Here is an 18,774-nt window from a genome sequence, read left to right as displayed (position 1 = left end):
AACACGACTTTGGAGTACCTCAACACGACTTTGGAGTACCTCAACACGACTTTGGAGTACCTCAACACGACTTTGGAGTACCTCAACACGACTTTGGAGTACCTCAACACGACTTTCAAGTACCTCAACATGACTTCGAGGTATCTGTATGCTGTGGAATAGCTGAACTTCTGAGGCGATCGCTTGGGTAAGCTCTTGGCTCATAATTATCTTTACTTGGAGTCTTTACTTAAAATAAGTTTTATGATTAATTGTTCAAGGGTAGAATGGTTCTAACAAATCATATTCTTTCCAATTGTCAATATCAATCATTACGCCGTCTAAAAATTTCTGCTCTTTTCGCAACCAACCTCCAAGCTCGAAGAAGACGATTAGCGGTTCGTAGGGAGCGGGGAGATTAAACTGAGTAACCTCTCTTTGGTTTTTAACACCTGACCAACGTACATACCAAAGAGATGCAATAGTAGTGTAAATGTTCACACGTTCTTGCAGAAACACAGTAATTTCTGCAAGAACGGATTCGGAAATTTCCTGCTCACCAAATATTTCGATAATAACTGGTTCGGAAATTTCCTGCTCGCCAAATATTTCATCAACTATGCTGATAAATGGCCATTTCTGAGTCGCATTTAAAGCTTTACCCCAGAGAGCCATCCGACGCAGCCATTCACGCACCAGAAGCTTACAAGTTTCTTGATTGTAATCATATGAATCGTTAAACCACTTTACTTGCTTAAGCCGTTGAATAGCTTTATTAATTTCGTTTTCACTATCCATATCTAATTCCTCCTAAATTTTTGGGCAACCCCTACAGTCACTGCCTCCATTTCACAGCACCTACAAAAAATAGCGATCGCAGTTACTCCTTGACTGCTTAATGGCATAAATGCCTGTAATGATTATGGAGCATAGTGAATAGCTTTTCTTAGTGCCATTCGACCCTTTAACCTTAAACTCAATTTCAATAATCTTTTGGTAAAGACTATCTAAGCTCTCAATGCTAATTTTGCCGTCTTTTTTTATCTTTTTGATAACGGCTAACGTTCCTTTGATACTCAAACCAAGTCTTTTAGCTTCTCTTCTAGCTGTCGAGTCATCTAACAAAATATAATCTGCATTCAACTCAATCTTTAAAGCGATCGCTTCCGATTCTCCTTTACCCAATCGTTGATTTAAGCTGTTAAGGAGGATTATAAGGCTGGATGTGCGGACTTGAAGTTTACCAGCGTTGATTAGCGTTTGAATGGTTTGGCTAGCTGGATCTAACTTGGCACTAATTTCCTCAGTAACAGATTCAGGAATGTAGAAATCATCAGGATATTCGATAAATTGATTCAGGTAGCTCAGTTTTGGGAGATGAAGGGGAAATTTTAAGTATAATAGGTTATATAATAATCATTTTAACATGTAATATTACTTAAAAAGAGTTCAAATGGTACAAGATACAAGGATGACTCATCCTGTAGTGCGATCGCCTAACCCTTCCACCCCTAATTCGTTGTATCTTTTTACCAATGCGTATATCCATGTTCTGCTGTGTGTAGGCGTAGCCAGTCGTAGACATTGCACGCAATAAGGATGAAATTCTATCTATTTATATGAGAAAAATCCAGGCAGCTACTGTATCGTTATTCAACCACGACTTAGTATATATTTTTGACATCTATAATTTTTCCTCTTAGCTGTTATGACCCTGTGCCCTGATTCTACCCTGAGCTTGGTTTCTCCCAGCATTAGCGATTGCCAACAAGTCGCCCCTTTAAAACTGGGAATTATGGCTTCTGGGAATGGCAGCAATTTTGATGTAGTTGCCCAAGCTATCCAAGATGGGCAGCTAAATGCCCAAATTCAAGTTTTAATTTACAATAACCCCTTGGCTAAAGCAACCGTAAGAGCAGCTAATAGAGGTGTAGAAACCGTTTTATTAAATCACCGCAACTATAAAACCCGAGAAGAGTTTGATCAGAAAATTGTGCAGACATTACAACGCTACGATGTAGAATGGGTGATTTTGGCAGGTTGGATGCGACTATTAACGTCAGTTTTTATTGATGCCTTTCCTGAGAGGATTATTAATATCCATCCTAGTTTGTTACCTAGTTTCAAAGGAATCCATGCTGTAGAACAAGCCTTAGCATCTGGAGTAAAAATCACTGGTTGTACAGCGCATATAGCTTGTTTAGAAATGGACAGTGGCCCAATATTGATACAAGCCGCAGTACCAGTACTGCCGGATGATACAGCAGAAACACTCCACGCTAGGATTCAAATTCAGGAACATCGGATTTTGCCACAAGCGATCGCTCTGGCAGCCTCTTTGTCAAAAGGTACACCAAGCCTAACGTAAATTTTCAATTGACAAGGAACAACAGTCATGATTTAAACTTCTGTTCTATTTGCAGATATTCAGGAACGCCGACGAGTTCTTGAATATCTTGAAAGCTAACCAAATCAGATAATTCAGTGGTGCTTCCTTGTTCTTTTAAATGAAGAAAACAAGTAGTCATTACCTTTGTAACAGCTAGTAAGGCAGTCAGAGGGAAAAACACAATTTTGAAGCCCAACTGTTGTAACTTTGCCACAGAAACTTCGGGAGTTTTACCACCTTCAACGATATTAGCTACTAGTGGCACATCCGGGAAAGCTGCGGCGATCGCTTTTAATTCTTCAATAGACTGGGGAGCCTCTACAAATAGTATATCTGCACCAGCGGCAATGTAAGCCCGACCACGAGCGATCGCTTCGTCTAAACCTAGTGACGCACGGGCATCAGTGCGAGCAATGATTACCAAACCGCTATCACCCCGCGCCTCCACAGCTGCCCTGATTTTACCAACGTGTTCCGCCTGGGAAATAACTCGTTTGCCCTCAAAGTGTCCACATTTTTTCGGCCATTCTTGGTCTTCTAGTAATACACCAGCCACCCCCAACTGGACAGCATCCTTAATCGTGCGGATAACATTTAAAGCGTTGCCATAACCAGTATCTAAATCTGCAATTAAGGGAATATTCACCGACTGAGCAATTCGTCCCACACTATAGAGCATTTCGGTAGCGGTAACAAAACCGTAGTCTGGTAAACCCAGTGTGGAAGCGGCAATCCCAAAGCCACTTGCAACCACTACTTCAAAACCTGTCTGTTCAACTAGCTTGGCTCCCAGACAATCGTAAACACCTGGGATGACGATAATTTCAGGACGTGCAAGTAACTGCCGCAGTTTTTCAGAAGAAGACATAAAAAATTCAAAATTCAAAATTCAAAATTGCAGAAACTTGAGTAGCACTTACGCACACTCTACGAATTCTCGCTAATAACGGCGCTACTTTTGCTACTCTCCCACAAAGCCATTAATCATTAGCTTCAGCAGCTTCATACGCTTGTAGGAGCCTAGCATGATCGAGAGTAAATCCTACTTGCATGGCTATCTGGGTAAATAAATCAATCTCAGGCTGTTGCCAATCACGGGGCCCAGAACACTGATGTGCAATTAACAAGCCAAATAGCTGCTCATCTTTGATAATGGGTGCTACTAAATTTGCTTTCACAGCAAAGGATTCGAGCAGGCTAATGTGACAATCAGCCAAATCGGACTCATAAATGTTGTTGATTGCGACAACGCGACCAGACTGGTACTTTTCTACATGGCCTTGAGTGAAACAGGGGTCGTGGATTTTAGACCGCAAAACTTTGGGATAACCTGGAACCACTGATTCGGCAATTATAATTCCCAACCAATTAGCGTAAAAGCTATAAACCAGTACTCGGTCAGTACTCAGGGCTTTGCGAACCTCTTCTACGGTGGTTTTAATTACATCCTCTTCCTTGAGCGATTGGCGAATGCTGCGAGTAATATCCACTAGTAACTGACTTCGCATCCTTTCAGCTTCGATTCGTTGCAGGAGTCTTGCATGGTCGAGAGCAAATCCCACTTGTATAGCTATCTGAGCAAATAAATCAATCTCAGGTTGTTGCCAATCACGGGGTTTGGAGCATTGATGTGCAATTAATAAGCCAAATAGCTGTTCGTCCTTGAGAATGGGGGCTACTAAATTTGCTTTGACTGCAAAAGATTCAAGTAAGCTAATGTGACAATCAGCTAAATCGACTTCATAAATGTTGTTTATTGCCAGAACGCGACCAGACCGATACTGTTCTACATAACCTTGAACAAAACATGGGTCTTCGATTTCAGCTCGCAAAACTTTTGGGTAGGTGAGAACAACTGATTCGGCAATCACAGTTCCAGACCAATTAGCATCAAAACTAAAAACCAGTACTCGGTCAGTACCCAGTACTTTGCGAACCTCTTCTACAGTGGTTTTGATCAGATCCTCTTCGTTGAGCGATTGACGAATGCTGCCGATAGTATCCGCCAGTAACTGACTTTGCACACCTTCAGCCTCGACTCGTTGCAGGAGTCTTGCATGGTCGAGAGCAAATCCCACTTGCATCGCTATCTGGGCAAATAAATTAATCTCAGGCTTTTGCCAATCACGAGGTCTAGAGCATTGATGTGCAATTAATAAACCAAATAGCTGTTCATCTTTGAGAATAGGGGCAACCAAATTTGCTTTGACAGCAAAGGATTCGAGTTGGTTAATGTGACAATCAGTTAAATCGGTTTCATAAATGTTGTTTGTAGCTTGGACACGACCAGACTGATACTTTTCTACATAGTTCTGAGCAAAACATGGGTCTTGGATTTCAGCTCGCAAAACTTTGGGATAACCTGGAACCACTGATTCGGCAATCACAGTTCCAACCCAATTAGCATCAAAACTATAAACCAATACTCGGTCAGTACTCAGTGCTTTGCGAACCTCATCCACAGTGCTTTTGAGCACATCCTCTTCGTTGAGCGATTGGCGAATGCTGCGGGTAATTTCGATAAATACCTCAGCTCTATCTGCCTTCGTATCTACCTGTTCTAGAAGCTTGGCGTAATCAAGGGCAAATCCCACTTGCAGGCCTATCTGAGCGAACAAATCAATCTCAGACTGCTGCCAATAGCGAAGTCTAGAACACTGATGTGCAATCAATAAACCGAATAGCTGCTTGTTTTTGAGAATAGGTGCTACTAAATTAGATTTGACACCAAATTGCTCCAGCAACTCAATATCACCATCATTGAGATCGGCTTGATAGATATCATCAATAGCACGGATGCGACCATTCTGGTATTTTTCTATATACCCTGCCTCGAACCAAGGGTTAGAGATTGTAACCCCTAACATTTTCGGTAACCCAGCTGCTACTGATTCAGCCATAAAGGTTCCATTAGTGTTGGAGTTGAAGCAAAAGATGGTTACGCGATCAATGCTTAAAGCTTTACGAATTTCTTCTGATGTAGTTTTGAGAACATCCTCTTCATTGAATGATTCTCGAACCCAACGGGTAATTTTCATCAAGAGTTGGGAGTAATCAGCTTCGGTTTCTTTCTGCTGTCCCAAAACTGAAAGCAGTTCTGTGAATAAGTTGATGTTTCTCTCTAACATCACTAATTCATCTTCACTGGCGATGAAAGTTTTAGTAAAGTCACTGTCTGGACGTAGCTTATTTTTGATAATATTAGAAGTTATAGCAGCCTTGCTAACTCGACTAATAGCTCGATTAGCGATAAAAGTTGCGATCGCACCTGCCAAAATTGCTGTTCCCCCCATACCAATTAACAAGAGTGACAGCTGTCCCTGTAGAGCAAATTCAGTTACTGTTGAACTTTTTGCACTCTCTTGTTTGACTTGCGGAATTTGTTTGGTAATTAAATTATTGCCGTAATAGTAAGTAGCTGTTCCAATTGCAACCACAGGAAGGACACTGATGCTTAGTGCCCAAACAATTGCTTTAGTCTTTAAACTCCATTTTTGTTGCCACAGCTTTTGTTGACGATTTTGTCTTGCTTGGATTTGAGAAAAAGACTGACTCATAAATGAAACCTGGATTGCTGCAATTTAGAATCAAGTAAATAACCTCACTATCAAATTCTACATAAAACTTCTTAAATAAGGACTGGCTTTGAGGAGTTATTTTGATGCAGTAAGCTTTTACGTTATGCTCCATAACACTTTTATTGCCTTTGATCTCAAAAAAATCCGGTCTGATTAACGGTCTTGTTAACAATCAGATGGCGATCGCTTTGTTTTAATGTCTTATTTTCTCATCACGTGTTGCGGTTTTTTGCAAGACAGTCAAACAATCTTTCTTTTTCAACAATAGTTATACAGACTTTTTACAGTTAGCCTCCCCCGTAAGAAAGGGAAGGAATAATGCGAAAATAAGTCTTTAAGCGCTTGACAGGAGATAAGCTTAGTAGTCATGCCTAGCATCTGGCTGGAAATGCTCTTCAATTGCGGCTCTGCCGCTAGTCTTGAGCGAACGCAAGAGCGTCTCTAAGAGTTGCCGACTTGTGCCGAGCGAACGCAAGAGCGTCTCGTAGAAAAGCCGAGGTAAAGGAGCCGAAGTAGTCGAACCATGCGGTACCCCTACGGGGATCTTGCTAGCTTGCTTCCCCGTAGGGGTACGCTATCGGCGTCGCACTAATTCCTACAAGCTCAAAATTTATTTTTTAATTGCCGACAATTGCGACATTTTCCAAAAATAGCTAGAAATCCAATTGGTGATAATGTGAGCGACAATCGGCACTAATAAGTTGCCCGTGAGCAGGGCGCTATATGCCAATATCATCCCGACAATTGTTGCCCAAATCACATAAGGCCATTGTTGGGAACCGCTAAGATGCAAGATGCCAAAGCAAAGACTAGATAAAATTACAGCTGTAAGATCAGAGCCTAAAGCTGGCAGCATTACACCTCTAAATAATAATTCTTCACTCAACCCCGGTAGTAACCCCAGCCAAATTAAATCTGGTAAGGCTAAGGGTTTCAGTACCACTTCTAGATAATAATCTGCACTTTTACGATAGGCAGTCCAAAGGCGATAAGTTAAGCCACTTAATGCGGTGATAACGAACCCCAACCCTACACCCAACAGCAGCTTTCTTTGGTTCAATTCCCAAGAAAATATGGAAAAGTTGCCCAAGTGCAATAAAACTTTGGCGACTATCAACAAAATGATTGCAGTCGCTCCCATCGCCCCAAGTATTTGGATGCGCGTCAGGTATGGAATTTCTGGCTCTTGTTTGTGTTGTTCAACCACGGGTTTTTAAGGGGAGTGGGGCATACTTCGACTGCGCTCAGTAACCAGGGGGAGCAAGGGTGCAGAAGAGGCAGGGGGAGCAGGGGGAGAAATAATTTCTAATTTTTAACTCCTAACTCCTGTACAGACGCGATTAATCGCGTCTTTCCTAACTCCTGTACAGACGCAATTAATCGCGTCTTTCCAAACTCCTGTACGCGATTAATCGCGTCTCCTAACTACTGGCTGCAAAGGGAATAAATTAGGACGGAGAGCAAAGGGATTGATGCCTGCTTTGTGTGCTGCTAATACACCCACTGCTTCTAAATATGAGTTTACCTGTATAGATTTGATCCCCAAGGGTTGGGGAGGAACTTTTATCAGAGTTTTATTTTCTTCAACTGTAATTATTTGGCATCGTCTTTGGCTTAAACTCAATAAGGCACTGCCACCACAAGCAGTTGCAGGTACGATCGCAGCATCTACTTGATCTGCCCAAATATCTTCTTGCTCTGATGGGATCAGTTTTTTCTCTATTATAAATTGTGGGGCATGACTTAATCCTACAAGGACACAGGGCAAAAAGGTATAGCCCAATTCTTCAGCGGCGGAACGGGGAGATAAATCAGGTTGTGGAGGTTCGCTCAAAAGGGCAGGAGAATGGGCGCAAGGTATTTGAAAGGTTCGCACTAGCAAATGGCTAATTACAGCTTCTGCACCCGCTAAAGGATCGACGCCTTCACCGTGGCGGTATTTCTGTACTGCTTCCTCATTTATATTATCGGGGAAACGGGCAACAACTGCGATCGCTTCTGCCCCTGCTTTTTTAATTAATATCTCAGCTGCTTGTAACAAGCTATCTGGGTTGCCAATTGTTCCCCAACTAGCTCCCGATGCTGTAGCCCGTAATTCTACATTTAATGGTGCATCAGTAATTACATAATCTGTTAAGGTCAATCCCAAAGTTGCTCTAGCTGCATCTGCTGCTTGTATATGTCGTAGTCGCAACTCTGGCTCAATCGCTTGGTCTAAAAGCAAACCTACTTTGTTGGTGCGGACTGGACGCAAACCCCAGCATCCAGAAGCAAATTTGTCAAGCCCGTAACCTTCAACATAAAAGGCGTTTGGGAGATTCCAATACAAACTTGCACCATTAAGGACATTGGGGTGAGTAATTAGGCGATCGCAAACCTGGGCTATAACTTTGGCAACAGGTAAAGCATCTCCGGCATAACCCCCAATGGCAGCCCCAACGCCAGTTGGTACAATTAAGATAGCTGTGTATGGACGATTCATCTTATAGTTATCAGTGCCCAGTTGTGAGTTATGAGTAAAAATTATAATTACTTCTCACTCTTGAGGGCTATTTCGTTCTACACATGAACCGCCCAGAACTAAAGTTTTGCGCCTCATAACTAAAGTCCGTTTTAAGGCAATACGGTTCAGTTAAGCCTAAAACTCAACTTCTGCGTAGGTTGGATTAAGGAACGAAACCCAACATTTCCGTGACTTTATTGGGTTTCACTTCGTTCTACCCAACCTACAATTTTTCTTAAGTGAACCGGATTGCGTTTTAAGGGACTATAGCGCTTCTCTGTCGAGCGCAATACAGACCTAACCCCCAGCCCCTTCCCTACAAGGGAAGGGGAGTAAAATTCAAAGCCTCTCTCCTTTTAGGAGAGAGGAATGGAAGTGAGGTCAAAGTGTATTGCATCCAAACGAGAACCCCTATATAACCTTTTCTCAGTCGTCTTTAGACGACTTTCGCTATTAGACTTAGAATTCATTCTGAAGCGGACTAGATGAAAATGAAATAGTCTTTGCCTACTCTCAACTATCAACTTCTAACTCAGCACTCACTACTAAAGACTAGGTATTCTTTGTCACCACGGCTTCAACTGTAGCTTTTTGTTTGTCAACGTCCACAGAGGTAACTGCCCAACGGAGGGGTTCACCTTGTTTATTCAACTCTGTTTCAATTACTTTTAGTAATTCTGCGGGAGTTTCTTGTAAATCAATTTCTGCGGTAATAAAATGAGTCGTCATCTTGGTAAATCCTGTTGATTTGTAGTTTATAGAATAGCTGATATCAGTTGCTGTGAAATATTTATGTTATTTATCAGATTTGGTAATCTAAGTGAACAGTTATCAATAATCAACCCGGATACTGATAACTATTTACTGATTATTGGTCTTTGCCAAATTGTAACTGATAAAGTACATCTTCTTTTTCAGTCTCAACTTTCAAATCAGAAAGGGGTTTGGCAATACAAAGCAATACGTAACCTTGCTTTTGCAAATCTGGACTAACGCCCATACCATCAGTTTGATCTACAGTTCCCTCGCTTATTTGACCGGCGCAAGTTGTGCAAACACCTGCATGACAGGAACTCGGCAAATCCAAACCAGCAGCATCGGCAACTGATAAGATAGTTTCATCTTCAGGAACTTGCAAGGTGTGAATTTCGCCTTGGTGATGAATTTCTACGGTGTAACTTTTGGGCATATACAAAGGAAGGTGATGCAACGAACAAATTTATTATTCTATCTGAATTAGTTAAAAATATCTAGATACTAGCATAAAAGTTTAGGTTAAATACTGAGATTATAGTCACTAATTCTGAACAATTTTTAGACTAGTAACATTAATTACTATAATTAAAATTATTAGTTAAATTTACTATAAATATATATGCGCGATCGCGTTATCTTAAAAACTGTATCTGTCAGTGTGCCTTTTGGCATTGGTTCGATGTCTTGGAATACTGACCCCACAGAACGGAAAGCCGCTTCGTCGCTTTATGTGGAATTGGTGACGTGCATTGCTGTGCAACCATTGTCAGTTGACCAGGGTTTGGTACGGGAAGCGATGAATCTTTACAGTTTATTTGGTACAACCCGCGAAGTTCTCAAAGCAGCCGGGCCGGATGTGGGTGCTTCTCGTGATTCAGTGGGGGGAATTGCGATCACCTACGGTGGGCGGTATGCCATCGCAGTGTTGAATAATGGGTTAAGACCGTTTTTGGCTAAATGGCATCCGTTGTTGCAAGCGTGGGAAGCTAGACGACCTGTGCGACCTCTGGGGGTGAGTCCCAAGGAACATGAGCAGAGTTGGTCGGAGGAACCCAAGTTGCGAAGTGAATTGGAAGCTTTGCGAGGTGGGTTGGAAGATTACGCGAAGGCGTTGGCAAAAATTGCAGGCGTGGAGGAGTGATAAGTGGAACGGCCCTTTGATGTATTTCTGGCTTACAACAGTCTGGACAAGCCTGAAGTTCAAGTCATCGCAACAGCATTGAGACTGCGTAATTTAGTACCGTGGATAGACGATGAACAAATTCCACCCGGAAGACCATTTCAAGATGAAATCCAACAAGCAATTCCTCTGGTCAAATCTGCTGCTATCTTCATTGGTGTGGGTGGTTTAGGACGCTGGCAAAATTGGGAATTGAAATCCCTGATGGATGAGTGTGTAGAAGGAGGTATCCCGGTAATTCCGGTCTTGCTTCCTGGTGTTGAGGAAATACCTAAAAAATTTGTTTTTTTGAAACAATTTAAATGGGTCAGTTTTTCTGAAAGCATTAGCATCATTGATGATGTGAGTGCGTTGGATTTATTGGAATGGGGTATTACTCAGATAAAGCCACAGCCACAGTTAACAAAGACCTCGAATCGAGAATCAGCAACTAGCCAAAATCAACCAACTCAGACAGATAACCTGGACTCAGAAAAAGGCATAGACTACACCAGACTGCGCGACTTACTAGCAGCAAAAAACTGGAAGGAAGCCGACCAAGAAACCTATCGGGTGATGATTCAGGCTGTAGGTAAAGAATATGGCGACTACTTAGACGAAGACGAACTCTTAAATTTTCCTTGCACTGACTTACGCACAGTTGACAGCTTGTGGGTAAAATACAGCAATGGACACTTTGGCTTCAGCGTCCAGAAGGAAATTTATTTGAGCGTAGGCGGTAAAGCAGACGGCAAGTATTACGAAAAAGTCTGGGAAAAGTTTGGCGATCGCGTAGGATGGAGAGTGAAAATTAATTGGATTTCTTCCGAATGGATTAGTTACTCAGACGTTAATTTTGATACAGCCTCCCCAGTGGGACACCTCCCGTCATGTGTGTGGGGAGTGGGTTTCTCTGGGAGTCTCTTCTCTCGCATCAAGACTTGTAAACTGTAACATCTAAGGCTTTCAGATATTTATAAAGATTTATTACCAACCCCATATGCACGGTAGAATCAACATTTCAGAATTCCGATACCTGGCACTGCGGGGTTATAACAGTTCGCCTGAATAAATTTTTCTGCTACCTCCTGCACTTCCGTATCTTCTGTGACTCTCTGCTTGTCCCAAGGTAAACTCATCTGTCGGGCGTGACTTCTTCTTACCTTTATTCTTCAAAGAAGGTAAAAAACCACTACCCCAATGATTCCTTTTTTCCGGCTTTGGCTTTGGTCGATATTTCTTACAAAATTGACGATATCTAACAGCACATTCTGACAACGTCCTCCCCAATTGCAAAAACGCCGGATGCCATTGAGTGATACCATCATTACTTAAACGGTCATGAGTGCCGTAGTTGCTGAAGTCGTAGAAAAAACCCTGCTGTATTCCTGCGGCTTTCGGGTTAGCGTGGATATATCGCAGAGTATTTAACGCACGACGTTGGTCTGTATTGGCAAAACCTGTACTGTGGTAGCGCTTTTCCCAAAAATGCCCAGTGCGGTTGAGCATTCGGTTAAAACACATAGCAGTATACCAATTCAACCAGTGCATAATTTTCGGTAAATCTTCCGGCTGTTTGGGTTCTAATAGATAATGCACATGATTGCTCATAATGCACAAAGCATAAAGCTTAAATTGATATTTTTCTTGTGCCTTCTTGATGGCATACAGAAAAACTTCACGGCATTCTAACCGCGTTAGGCGAAATTCGCGGTTATTGCAGCGAGTAGTGATGTGATAGCAGAAACCTGATTGAAAATTGCGTTTTGGGCGAGCCATGAAAAAATCGCTAAAATATCATGCTGCTATAATGCACTCACCAACAAACTTTTGAGAAAATGTTATAACTTTAACTCTTAAGGTAACAACATTAAGCCTTAAGGTTATAACATTAAGCCTTGAAGCTAGAACATGAAGGCTTAAGGTTACAACATTCAGGCTTAAGGTTATATGATTAAGCCTTAAAGCTAGAACATGAAGGCTTAAGGTTACAACATTAAGCCTTAAGGTTAAAGCGATTCGCTCTTGACTATAGCGGTTCTCAATTGCATAGAATACAGTCCATTTGTAGGGGCACAGTAATGCTCATGCGTGTCAACTTAAGCTCAAATGCATGTCCCACAGGCGTTTTACCCCCCTTAATCCCCCCTTGTCAAGGGGGGAAACAGGAAATTTAGTTCCCTCCCCTTGACAAGGGGAGGGTTAGGGTGGGGTAACGCGGATCGTGATGAGAAGCTAGAGAACTGAATATCACGTCTTGACAAGGGTTTCACGTTAAGTTGACACGCATGAGCAATGCTGTGCCCTATTGTATATTGCATCCATAGACACGTAGCGGCTACTCTGCGAGAACGCTAAGAGCGAACCAGCAGGGTACAAGAACCGCTATAGAAGTAAAAGTGCGATGTCTACGACGGGCTATGCCTACACTTTTGCAACAACATTGTAGTTTTCGTACAACTTAAACATAATATTATTTCACTGAAAATCAATCTTTCGTGATTAAATTCCGAGAAATCACGGGCATTAATAAAAACTTTTACTCATAAAAATGCGCTTTTTGCTGAACCAGAATACAAGTCAATTAAGACAAAATAGTTCTGTAGAGCTATTAAAGGTGTAAAATTGTGCCTCGAACAAAACGTAGTTCCCGAATTCTAGAAAAAGCTGAATTTAGAGTTGCTGGACTGAAAGCTATCGATCCAAATATCAATTTTGATGATACTTACAGCTTGCAAAACCTGACTCAATTAATAGAGCAGTTTCACAATATGCTTGATGATTATAACGCTGCTATAGCTATGATTGACTCTTCTAGAAAAAAGCTGGATGAGATGGAAAAAACCTTAAGTCAGGTTTCAGACAAAATGCTGGTGGGTGTTGGTTTTAAGTACGGCAAAAACAGCGATGAATATGAACTTGCAGGTGGCGTTCGAGACAGCGAACGTATCCGTAAAAGCAGATTGACACGCTTAAAATCTAATACAGATAAAACATCAGTTCAAAATGCAATAACCGCTTAGTACCATTGCGCGGAAGTTTAAGCGAGTAAAGTTAAGTGCATTTTGGGCAAGGTATAAAAAATTAAAAGTAATCAGCCAAATGTGACATTCAAGGTGTCTAGATCCCCGACTTCGTAAAAGTTGTCGGGGATCTATTGTCTTACGAATGATTCAGGACTACTATATAATAAAACTTTGCATTAACCCAGAACTTCCGCAATATTAAAATTGAATGACCCGGTTTATACATGATAAATTCGCTAAAGATTATCTAGAATTATTAAAAAATTACGGATAAGTCAAAGCATCAGAAAAAGTTGCAGGAGAGATTAAAGAAGAAGTGGGAAAAATTCAAAGCCTCTCTTCTTTTAGGAGAGAGCAATGGAAGTGAAGTACAATTTTTACCTTACTCGATCCAGAACCGTTATAAATCATCAATAGATTAATTAATTTCTAACCAAGTCGGATTCTACAGCAACACTAAACAAGGTTGCTCGTATTTTATGAAAGTTTAAAGATATTTGCTTGACGAAAACTCAACTTTCAGTATAAAAAAGATTTGCAAACAACAGATTACTCATAAGCCTTTCAGCTATAAAAATCAGGTAAACTTTTATAGCCAAGAATTGCCTAAAAATATTTCATAATAAAATGGAGAACATCCCAATGGAGAACATAAAAATGCTAGAACAATACCGTAAGCATGTTGCGGAACGCGCCCAATTCGGTATTCCCGCCTTACCATTGGATGCGAAGCAAACCTCAGAATTATGCGAATTACTGAAAAATCCGCCAAAAGGTCAAGAGGAGATATTATTACATCTATTGAGCGATCGCGTTTCTCCAGGTGTTGATCCAGCAGCTTATATCAAAGCTGGATTTCTCACCGCGATTGCCAAAAAGGAAATCACCAGTCCCTTGGTTTCGCGCATAGAAGCGGTGCATTTGCTGGGGACGATGGTAGGTGGCTACAATGTGCAATCTTTAATCGAACTGCTGCAATGGCCCACCGTATCCCTCTCAGACTCATCTGAAACACCTCTGATGATGGGTGGACAAGGAAAGGAACCCATCGCCGCCTACGCCGCTAACGCCTTAAGCAGAATTCTCTTGGTGTACGACGCCTTCCACGATGTTTTAGAATTGTCTAAAACCAATCCTTTCGCCAAGCGGGTAATTGACTCTTGGGCGGAAGCTGAATGGTTTACGATTCGTCCCACAGTACCAGAAGCGATTACTGTCACCGTTTTTAAAGTCCCTGGGGAAACCAATACCGACGACTTATCCCCCGCCCAAAGCGCCACAACTCGCCCAGATATTCCCTTACACGCCTTAGTGATGTTAGAGTCACGGCAACCGGGAAGTTTAAAAACCATTGCCGAACTGAAGAAAAAAGGGCATCCTGTAGCTTACGTCGGGGATGTAGTTGGTACAGGTTCCTCGCGTAAATCTGCCATCAACTCAGTATTGTGGCACATGGGAAATGATATACCTTTTGTGCCAAACAAACGCGCTGGGGGTTATGTTTTAGGTGGTGCGATCGCGCCAATCTTCTTTAACACAGCTGAAGATGCCGGTGCTTTGCCTATCCAGTGCAATGTCACCAAATTAGAAACCGGCATGGTAATTACCATCCATCCTTATAAAGGCGAAATCACCAATGAAGCAGGTGAAGTCATTTCCACCTTCGCCCTCAAACCTGACACCATCCTCGATGAAGTTCGCGCAGGTGGACGCATCCCCCTACTTATCGGACGTACCCTCACCGACAAAACTCGTCTTGCACTTGGTTTAGAACCCAGCACTGTCTTTACCCGTCCTCAGCAAGCCTTTGATACAGGTAAAGGCTACACCCTAGCCCAGAAAATGGTAGGTAAAGCTTGCGGATTACCTGGTGTGCGTCCCGGCACATCCTGCGAACCGATCATCACTACCGTTGGTTCCCAGGATACCACAGGTCCCATGACCCGCGACGAATTGAAAGAACTCGCTTGTCTTGGTTTCAGTGCAGACTTAGTAATCCAAAGTTTCTGCCACACAGCTGCTTATCCCAAACCAGTAGACATCCAAACCCATCACGAACTCCCCGACTTCTTTGCTTCTCGTGGCGGTGTCGCCCTCCGCCCTGGTGATGGTATTATCCACTCCTGGTTAAACCGGATGCTGCTACCCGACACCGTGGGAACTGGCGGCGACTCTCACACCCGCTTCCCCTTGGGTATTTCCTTCCCCGCCGGTTCGGGATTAGTGGCGTTTGCAGCGGCTTTGGGTGTCATGCCTTTAGATATGCCAGAGTCAGTATTAGTAAGATTTAAAGGTGAATTGCAACCAGGTATCACCCTGCGGGATGTCGTAAATGCCATTCCCTACGTAGCAATTCAAAAAGGTTTGCTCACAGCAGAGAAGCAGAATAAGAAAAACGTTTTCTCAGGGCGAATTCTGGAAATAGAAGGTTTGCCAGATTTAAAAGTTGAACAAGCCTTTGAACTCACCGATGCTAGCGCCGAACGTTCTTGTGCCGGATGTACAATTAAGCTGAGTGTAGAGACAATTTCGGAATATCTGCGTTCCAATGTAGCGCTGCTGAAAAATATGATAGCACGAGGCTATCACGATCCGCGTACCATGCTGCGCCGTGTGGCAAAGATGGAAGAATGGTTAGCAAATCCCGTGTTATTAGAAAGCGATGCCGATGCGGAGTATGCCGAAATAATTGAAATTGATTTGAACGAAATCAAAGAACCAATTGTTGCTGCTCCCAATGACCCCGATAATGTGAAATTATTATCGGAAGTTGCGAATGATCCAGTACAAGAAGTATTCGTCGGTTCTTGTATGACGAATATCGGTCATTATCGGGCAACAGCGAAAGTTTTAGAAGGTGCAGGTGAAGTGAAAACTCGCCTGTGGATTTCACCACCAACCCGCATGGATGAACACCAACTTAAAGAAGAAGGTGTATACAGCATTTTTGGGGCTGCGGGTGCGCGAACAGAAATACCAGGATGCAGTTTGTGCATGGGTAATCAGGCGCGAGTTGCCGATGGAACAACAGTATTTTCTACCTCTACCCGCAACTTCAATAATCGCATGGGTAAAGATGCGCGAGTGTATCTTGGTTCAGCAGAATTAGCCGCAGTTTGTGCGCTGCTGGGACGGCTGCCGACAGTGCAGGAATATTTGGATATTGTGGCGAGGAGAATTCATCCTTTTGCAGATGATTTGTATCGGTATTTGAACTTTGATCAAATCGTCGGTTTTGAGGATGAAGGGCGCGTGATTGCGTTGGAAGACATGCCGAGGATTGAGGATATTTTGGGTATGCCGACTGCGGTGAGGTAGGTAATAATTGACATGAAACGCCGCAGGCTAAAGCCTGGGGCTACACGAACGAAGCCCGCTAATGCGGGCTTTTTAATGCAAATCAATCACACGTAAGTCTTTAGTAATACAAAAATTTAGTTATTATCGTATATGATACATAAAGCAAATAACAACTATGAAAGCATCAGAAACAAGTCTCCGTAACTTACTAGAAGGTGGTAAACAGTTTCAAATACCTCTTTTTCAGCGACCATACTCTTGGAAAAAGGAGAACTGGGAGACTCTGTGGGAAGATTTGATAAGTCTCTATAATGATGATGAAAAAGGCTTTTATTTTCTTGGGCCTATAGTAACCCAAGCTGAACTGGGAACCGCTGACGGTATAAGTCGATATATTGTTATAGACGGACAACAACGTTTTACAACCCTTAGTATTCTCTTGGCGGCATTAAGAAATTATCTCAAGAAGTCTGACAAACAAATAGCAGAACAGATACATGAATTTTTTTTAATAAACAAGTATCAAAAAAATGATGATTTTTATAAAGTGCTGCCTACTCAGGATGACTGTGACGCATATAAAAGCATTATCGACAATAAGACACCTAAGGCTAAAAATAAAGAATCACAATCAGGAGCAATACATGAAGCTTATAAATTTTTTGATGGCAAGTTGAAAAAGCCTTTTGTAGATGAGGATGTTTTATTAGACTTTACAAAATTTAAAAATATTATTTTAGAACGTTTAGTATTAGTAAATATTACTTCTGATAACAACGATAACCCATATCTTATTTTTGAAAGCTTAAATAACAAAGGAGAAGAATTAACCCAGGCAGACTTAGTTCGTAACTATATATTTATGAAGTTACCTTCTGAAGAAAGGGATGAAGTTTACAACAACGAATGGTTGCCTCTTCAAGAAAGTTTTAAGTTAAACATGAAGCAAAAGGAATATGCAGAAGAACTAACTAAGGCATTTTGGTTTTATCTGCGTAAAGATGGAGAGGCAGTTAATGAAAAAGCCGTTTATAAATCAATTAAACAACGTTTTGATGAATCGGCTAAACGCTTTGAAAAACCTGAATTAGGTATCAAGGCTGAGTTACATAACCTTATAAAATTTACTAATTACTATCTACGTCTTAATTTTGATGAGGAAGAACAAGAACCAAAACTAAAGTATTGGTTTCAGCGTTTAAAAAAATTGGATTTTACTACTTGTCATATATTTCTCCTGAATATTTATTATGAATATGAATCACAACGCTTATCTATTCAAGATTTTGAGAAAATCCTGCGATATTTAGAATCTTATTTTGTACGCCGTTGGATTGTCGGGATTCCTACTAGAGCTTTAGGCACAACCTTTAACAATCTTTATAAGCAAGTAAAGCAAAAAAATCCTGAAGATTTAGTAAATGGATTACGCCAAGTTCTAATCAGCTTTGAGAAAACTCAAGTATTTCCTGATGACAATTTATTCTCTCAGCATATCATCAATGAACCTTTATATAATAATAAAAGCTCGGCAGCAAATGAACGTGTGAAGTTTTTATTAGAAAGTATAGAACAATCTTTGAGTAAGGAGCGTGTTGATACTCTGCCTATGAGCCTTGAGCATATTATGCCCCAAAAGTCCCCTTTACGTAAAGAGTGGCAAGAAATGTTAGGCGCAGATTATAACAAGGCGCATAAGGAATGGCTTCACACTATAGGTAATCTCACGCTAACACAATATAACTCTGAATTGTCTAATAAATCCTTTGAAGAAAAATTGAAAATTTTAAGAGCTAGTAATGTGACTTTGAATCAGTATTTCCGAAAGGTAGATGTTTGGAATGAAGAAGAAATCAAAAGTCGTGCTGAATATTTAGCTAATATAGCTATTAAAGTGTGGCCTCGATAAAAAAAGTTGGTATATTTATGGACTTATACACAACAGTTTTGTAAAAGAGTGCAGGTTACTAGGTTGCTTTATGCCTAGACAATGGAATAGTCGGACAAGGAATAAATCAAAAAGCAGCAATCAAGCAACTTAATGAAGCGATCGCCTCTTTCTTATCATTCAATAAAATAGAACT

17 protein-coding genes are annotated in these 18,774 nt (G+C 41.5%); 7 read left to right on the top strand and 10 right to left on the bottom strand.

Annotated elements, in window-relative coordinates; translation table 11 throughout:
- From V7K40_RS16815 to V7K40_RS16805, 3 genes are all read right to left on the bottom strand, one after another.
- A partial coding sequence (locus V7K40_RS16815; RefSeq protein ID WP_334961533.1) for a hypothetical protein occupies nucleotides 1-204 on the bottom strand: 204 nt, incomplete at its 3' end.
- A gap of 51 nt (nucleotides 205-255) precedes the next feature.
- On the bottom strand, nucleotides 256-777 hold the full coding sequence (locus tag V7K40_RS16810; RefSeq protein ID WP_334961531.1) for a hypothetical protein: 522 nt from the start codon (nucleotides 775-777) through the stop codon (nucleotides 256-258).
- A gap of 60 nt (nucleotides 778-837) precedes the next feature.
- Nucleotides 838-1,164 (bottom strand): hypothetical protein, encoded by a 327-nt coding sequence (locus V7K40_RS16805; protein ID WP_334961529.1) that lies wholly within the window; start codon nucleotides 1,162-1,164, stop codon nucleotides 838-840.
- 268 nt (nucleotides 1,165-1,432) lie between these two features.
- Here V7K40_RS16805 and V7K40_RS16800 point away from each other — a divergent pair, with 268 nt between their 5' ends.
- Nucleotides 1,433-1,576, top strand: coding sequence for a hypothetical protein (locus V7K40_RS16800; RefSeq protein WP_334961527.1), 144 nt, complete (start codon nucleotides 1,433-1,435; stop codon nucleotides 1,574-1,576).
- A 111-nt stretch (nucleotides 1,577-1,687) separates the two neighbouring features.
- A complete protein-coding gene (purN, locus tag V7K40_RS16795) occupies nucleotides 1,688-2,347 on the top strand; it encodes a phosphoribosylglycinamide formyltransferase (RefSeq protein WP_334961525.1) in 660 nt (219 codons plus the stop codon).
- A 25-nt stretch (nucleotides 2,348-2,372) separates the two neighbouring features.
- On the opposite strand, the gene V7K40_RS16790 is transcribed toward purN, so the two are convergent.
- The 6 genes from V7K40_RS16790 to V7K40_RS16765 all read right to left on the bottom strand — a co-directional run bounded on the left by V7K40_RS16790 (nucleotide 2,373) and on the right by V7K40_RS16765 (nucleotide 9,638).
- Nucleotides 2,373-3,236 carry an oxaloacetate decarboxylase gene (locus tag V7K40_RS16790; RefSeq protein ID WP_334961523.1) on the bottom strand — a complete coding sequence of 288 codons (864 nt, stop codon included), beginning with the start codon at nucleotides 3,234-3,236 and terminating at the stop codon, nucleotides 2,373-2,375.
- Between the two features lie 112 nt (nucleotides 3,237-3,348).
- Entirely contained in the window at nucleotides 3,349-5,925 is a 2,577-nt protein-coding gene (locus V7K40_RS16785) for a GAF domain-containing protein (RefSeq protein ID WP_334961521.1), read from the bottom strand.
- A gap of 631 nt (nucleotides 5,926-6,556) precedes the next feature.
- The gene (locus tag V7K40_RS16780; protein ID WP_334961519.1) at nucleotides 6,557-7,153 is read right to left on the bottom strand and encodes a CPBP family intramembrane glutamic endopeptidase; all 597 of its coding nucleotides are present in this window, start codon (nucleotides 7,151-7,153) and stop codon (nucleotides 6,557-6,559) included.
- A gap of 201 nt (nucleotides 7,154-7,354) precedes the next feature.
- Nucleotides 7,355-8,428 carry a DUF3326 domain-containing protein gene (locus V7K40_RS16775; RefSeq protein WP_334961517.1) on the bottom strand — a complete coding sequence of 358 codons (1,074 nt, stop codon included), beginning with the start codon at nucleotides 8,426-8,428 and terminating at the stop codon, nucleotides 7,355-7,357.
- 573 nt (nucleotides 8,429-9,001) lie between these two features.
- Nucleotides 9,002-9,178: a hypothetical protein gene (locus V7K40_RS16770; RefSeq protein WP_334961515.1), complete on the bottom strand. Its 177-nt coding sequence runs from the start codon at nucleotides 9,176-9,178 to the stop codon at nucleotides 9,002-9,004.
- A gap of 139 nt (nucleotides 9,179-9,317) precedes the next feature.
- Nucleotides 9,318-9,638: a 2Fe-2S iron-sulfur cluster-binding protein gene (locus V7K40_RS16765; RefSeq protein ID WP_334961513.1), complete on the bottom strand. Its 321-nt coding sequence runs from the start codon at nucleotides 9,636-9,638 to the stop codon at nucleotides 9,318-9,320.
- Nucleotides 9,639-9,824: 186 nt separating this feature from the next.
- Here V7K40_RS16765 and V7K40_RS16760 point away from each other — a divergent pair, with 186 nt between their 5' ends.
- Both V7K40_RS16760 and V7K40_RS16755 read left to right on the top strand, forming a co-directional pair.
- A complete protein-coding gene (locus tag V7K40_RS16760) occupies nucleotides 9,825-10,346 on the top strand; it encodes a hypothetical protein (RefSeq protein ID WP_334961511.1) in 522 nt (173 codons plus the stop codon).
- 3 nt (nucleotides 10,347-10,349) lie between these two features.
- Nucleotides 10,350-11,318, top strand: a complete 969-nt coding sequence (locus V7K40_RS16755) for a GUN4 domain-containing protein (RefSeq protein WP_334961509.1) — start codon at nucleotides 10,350-10,352, stop codon at nucleotides 11,316-11,318.
- A gap of 96 nt (nucleotides 11,319-11,414) precedes the next feature.
- Here V7K40_RS16755 and V7K40_RS16750 read toward each other — a convergent pair whose 3' ends face one another.
- On the bottom strand, nucleotides 11,415-12,143 hold the full coding sequence (locus V7K40_RS16750; RefSeq protein WP_334961507.1) for a transposase: 729 nt from the start codon (nucleotides 12,141-12,143) through the stop codon (nucleotides 11,415-11,417).
- A gap of 848 nt (nucleotides 12,144-12,991) precedes the next feature.
- Between V7K40_RS16750 and V7K40_RS16745 the strand changes: the two genes are divergently transcribed.
- From V7K40_RS16745 to V7K40_RS16735, 3 genes are all read left to right on the top strand, one after another.
- A complete protein-coding gene (locus tag V7K40_RS16745; RefSeq protein WP_334961505.1) occupies nucleotides 12,992-13,387 on the top strand; it encodes a hypothetical protein in 396 nt (131 codons plus the stop codon).
- A gap of 660 nt (nucleotides 13,388-14,047) precedes the next feature.
- On the top strand, nucleotides 14,048-16,708 hold the full coding sequence (gene acnB / locus V7K40_RS16740) for a bifunctional aconitate hydratase 2/2-methylisocitrate dehydratase (protein WP_334961539.1): 2,661 nt from the start codon (nucleotides 14,048-14,050) through the stop codon (nucleotides 16,706-16,708).
- A 157-nt stretch (nucleotides 16,709-16,865) separates the two neighbouring features.
- The gene (locus V7K40_RS16735; protein ID WP_334961503.1) at nucleotides 16,866-18,599 is read left to right on the top strand and encodes a DUF262 domain-containing HNH endonuclease family protein; all 1,734 of its coding nucleotides are present in this window, start codon (nucleotides 16,866-16,868) and stop codon (nucleotides 18,597-18,599) included.
- Nucleotides 18,600-18,774: the final 175 nt, after the last annotated feature.

The organism is Nostoc sp. (assembly GCF_036917195.1).
Classification (GTDB): Bacteria; Cyanobacteriota; Cyanobacteriia; order Cyanobacteriales; family Nostocaceae; genus Nostoc.
This window is presented reverse-complemented; position numbering and strand designations above follow the sequence as displayed.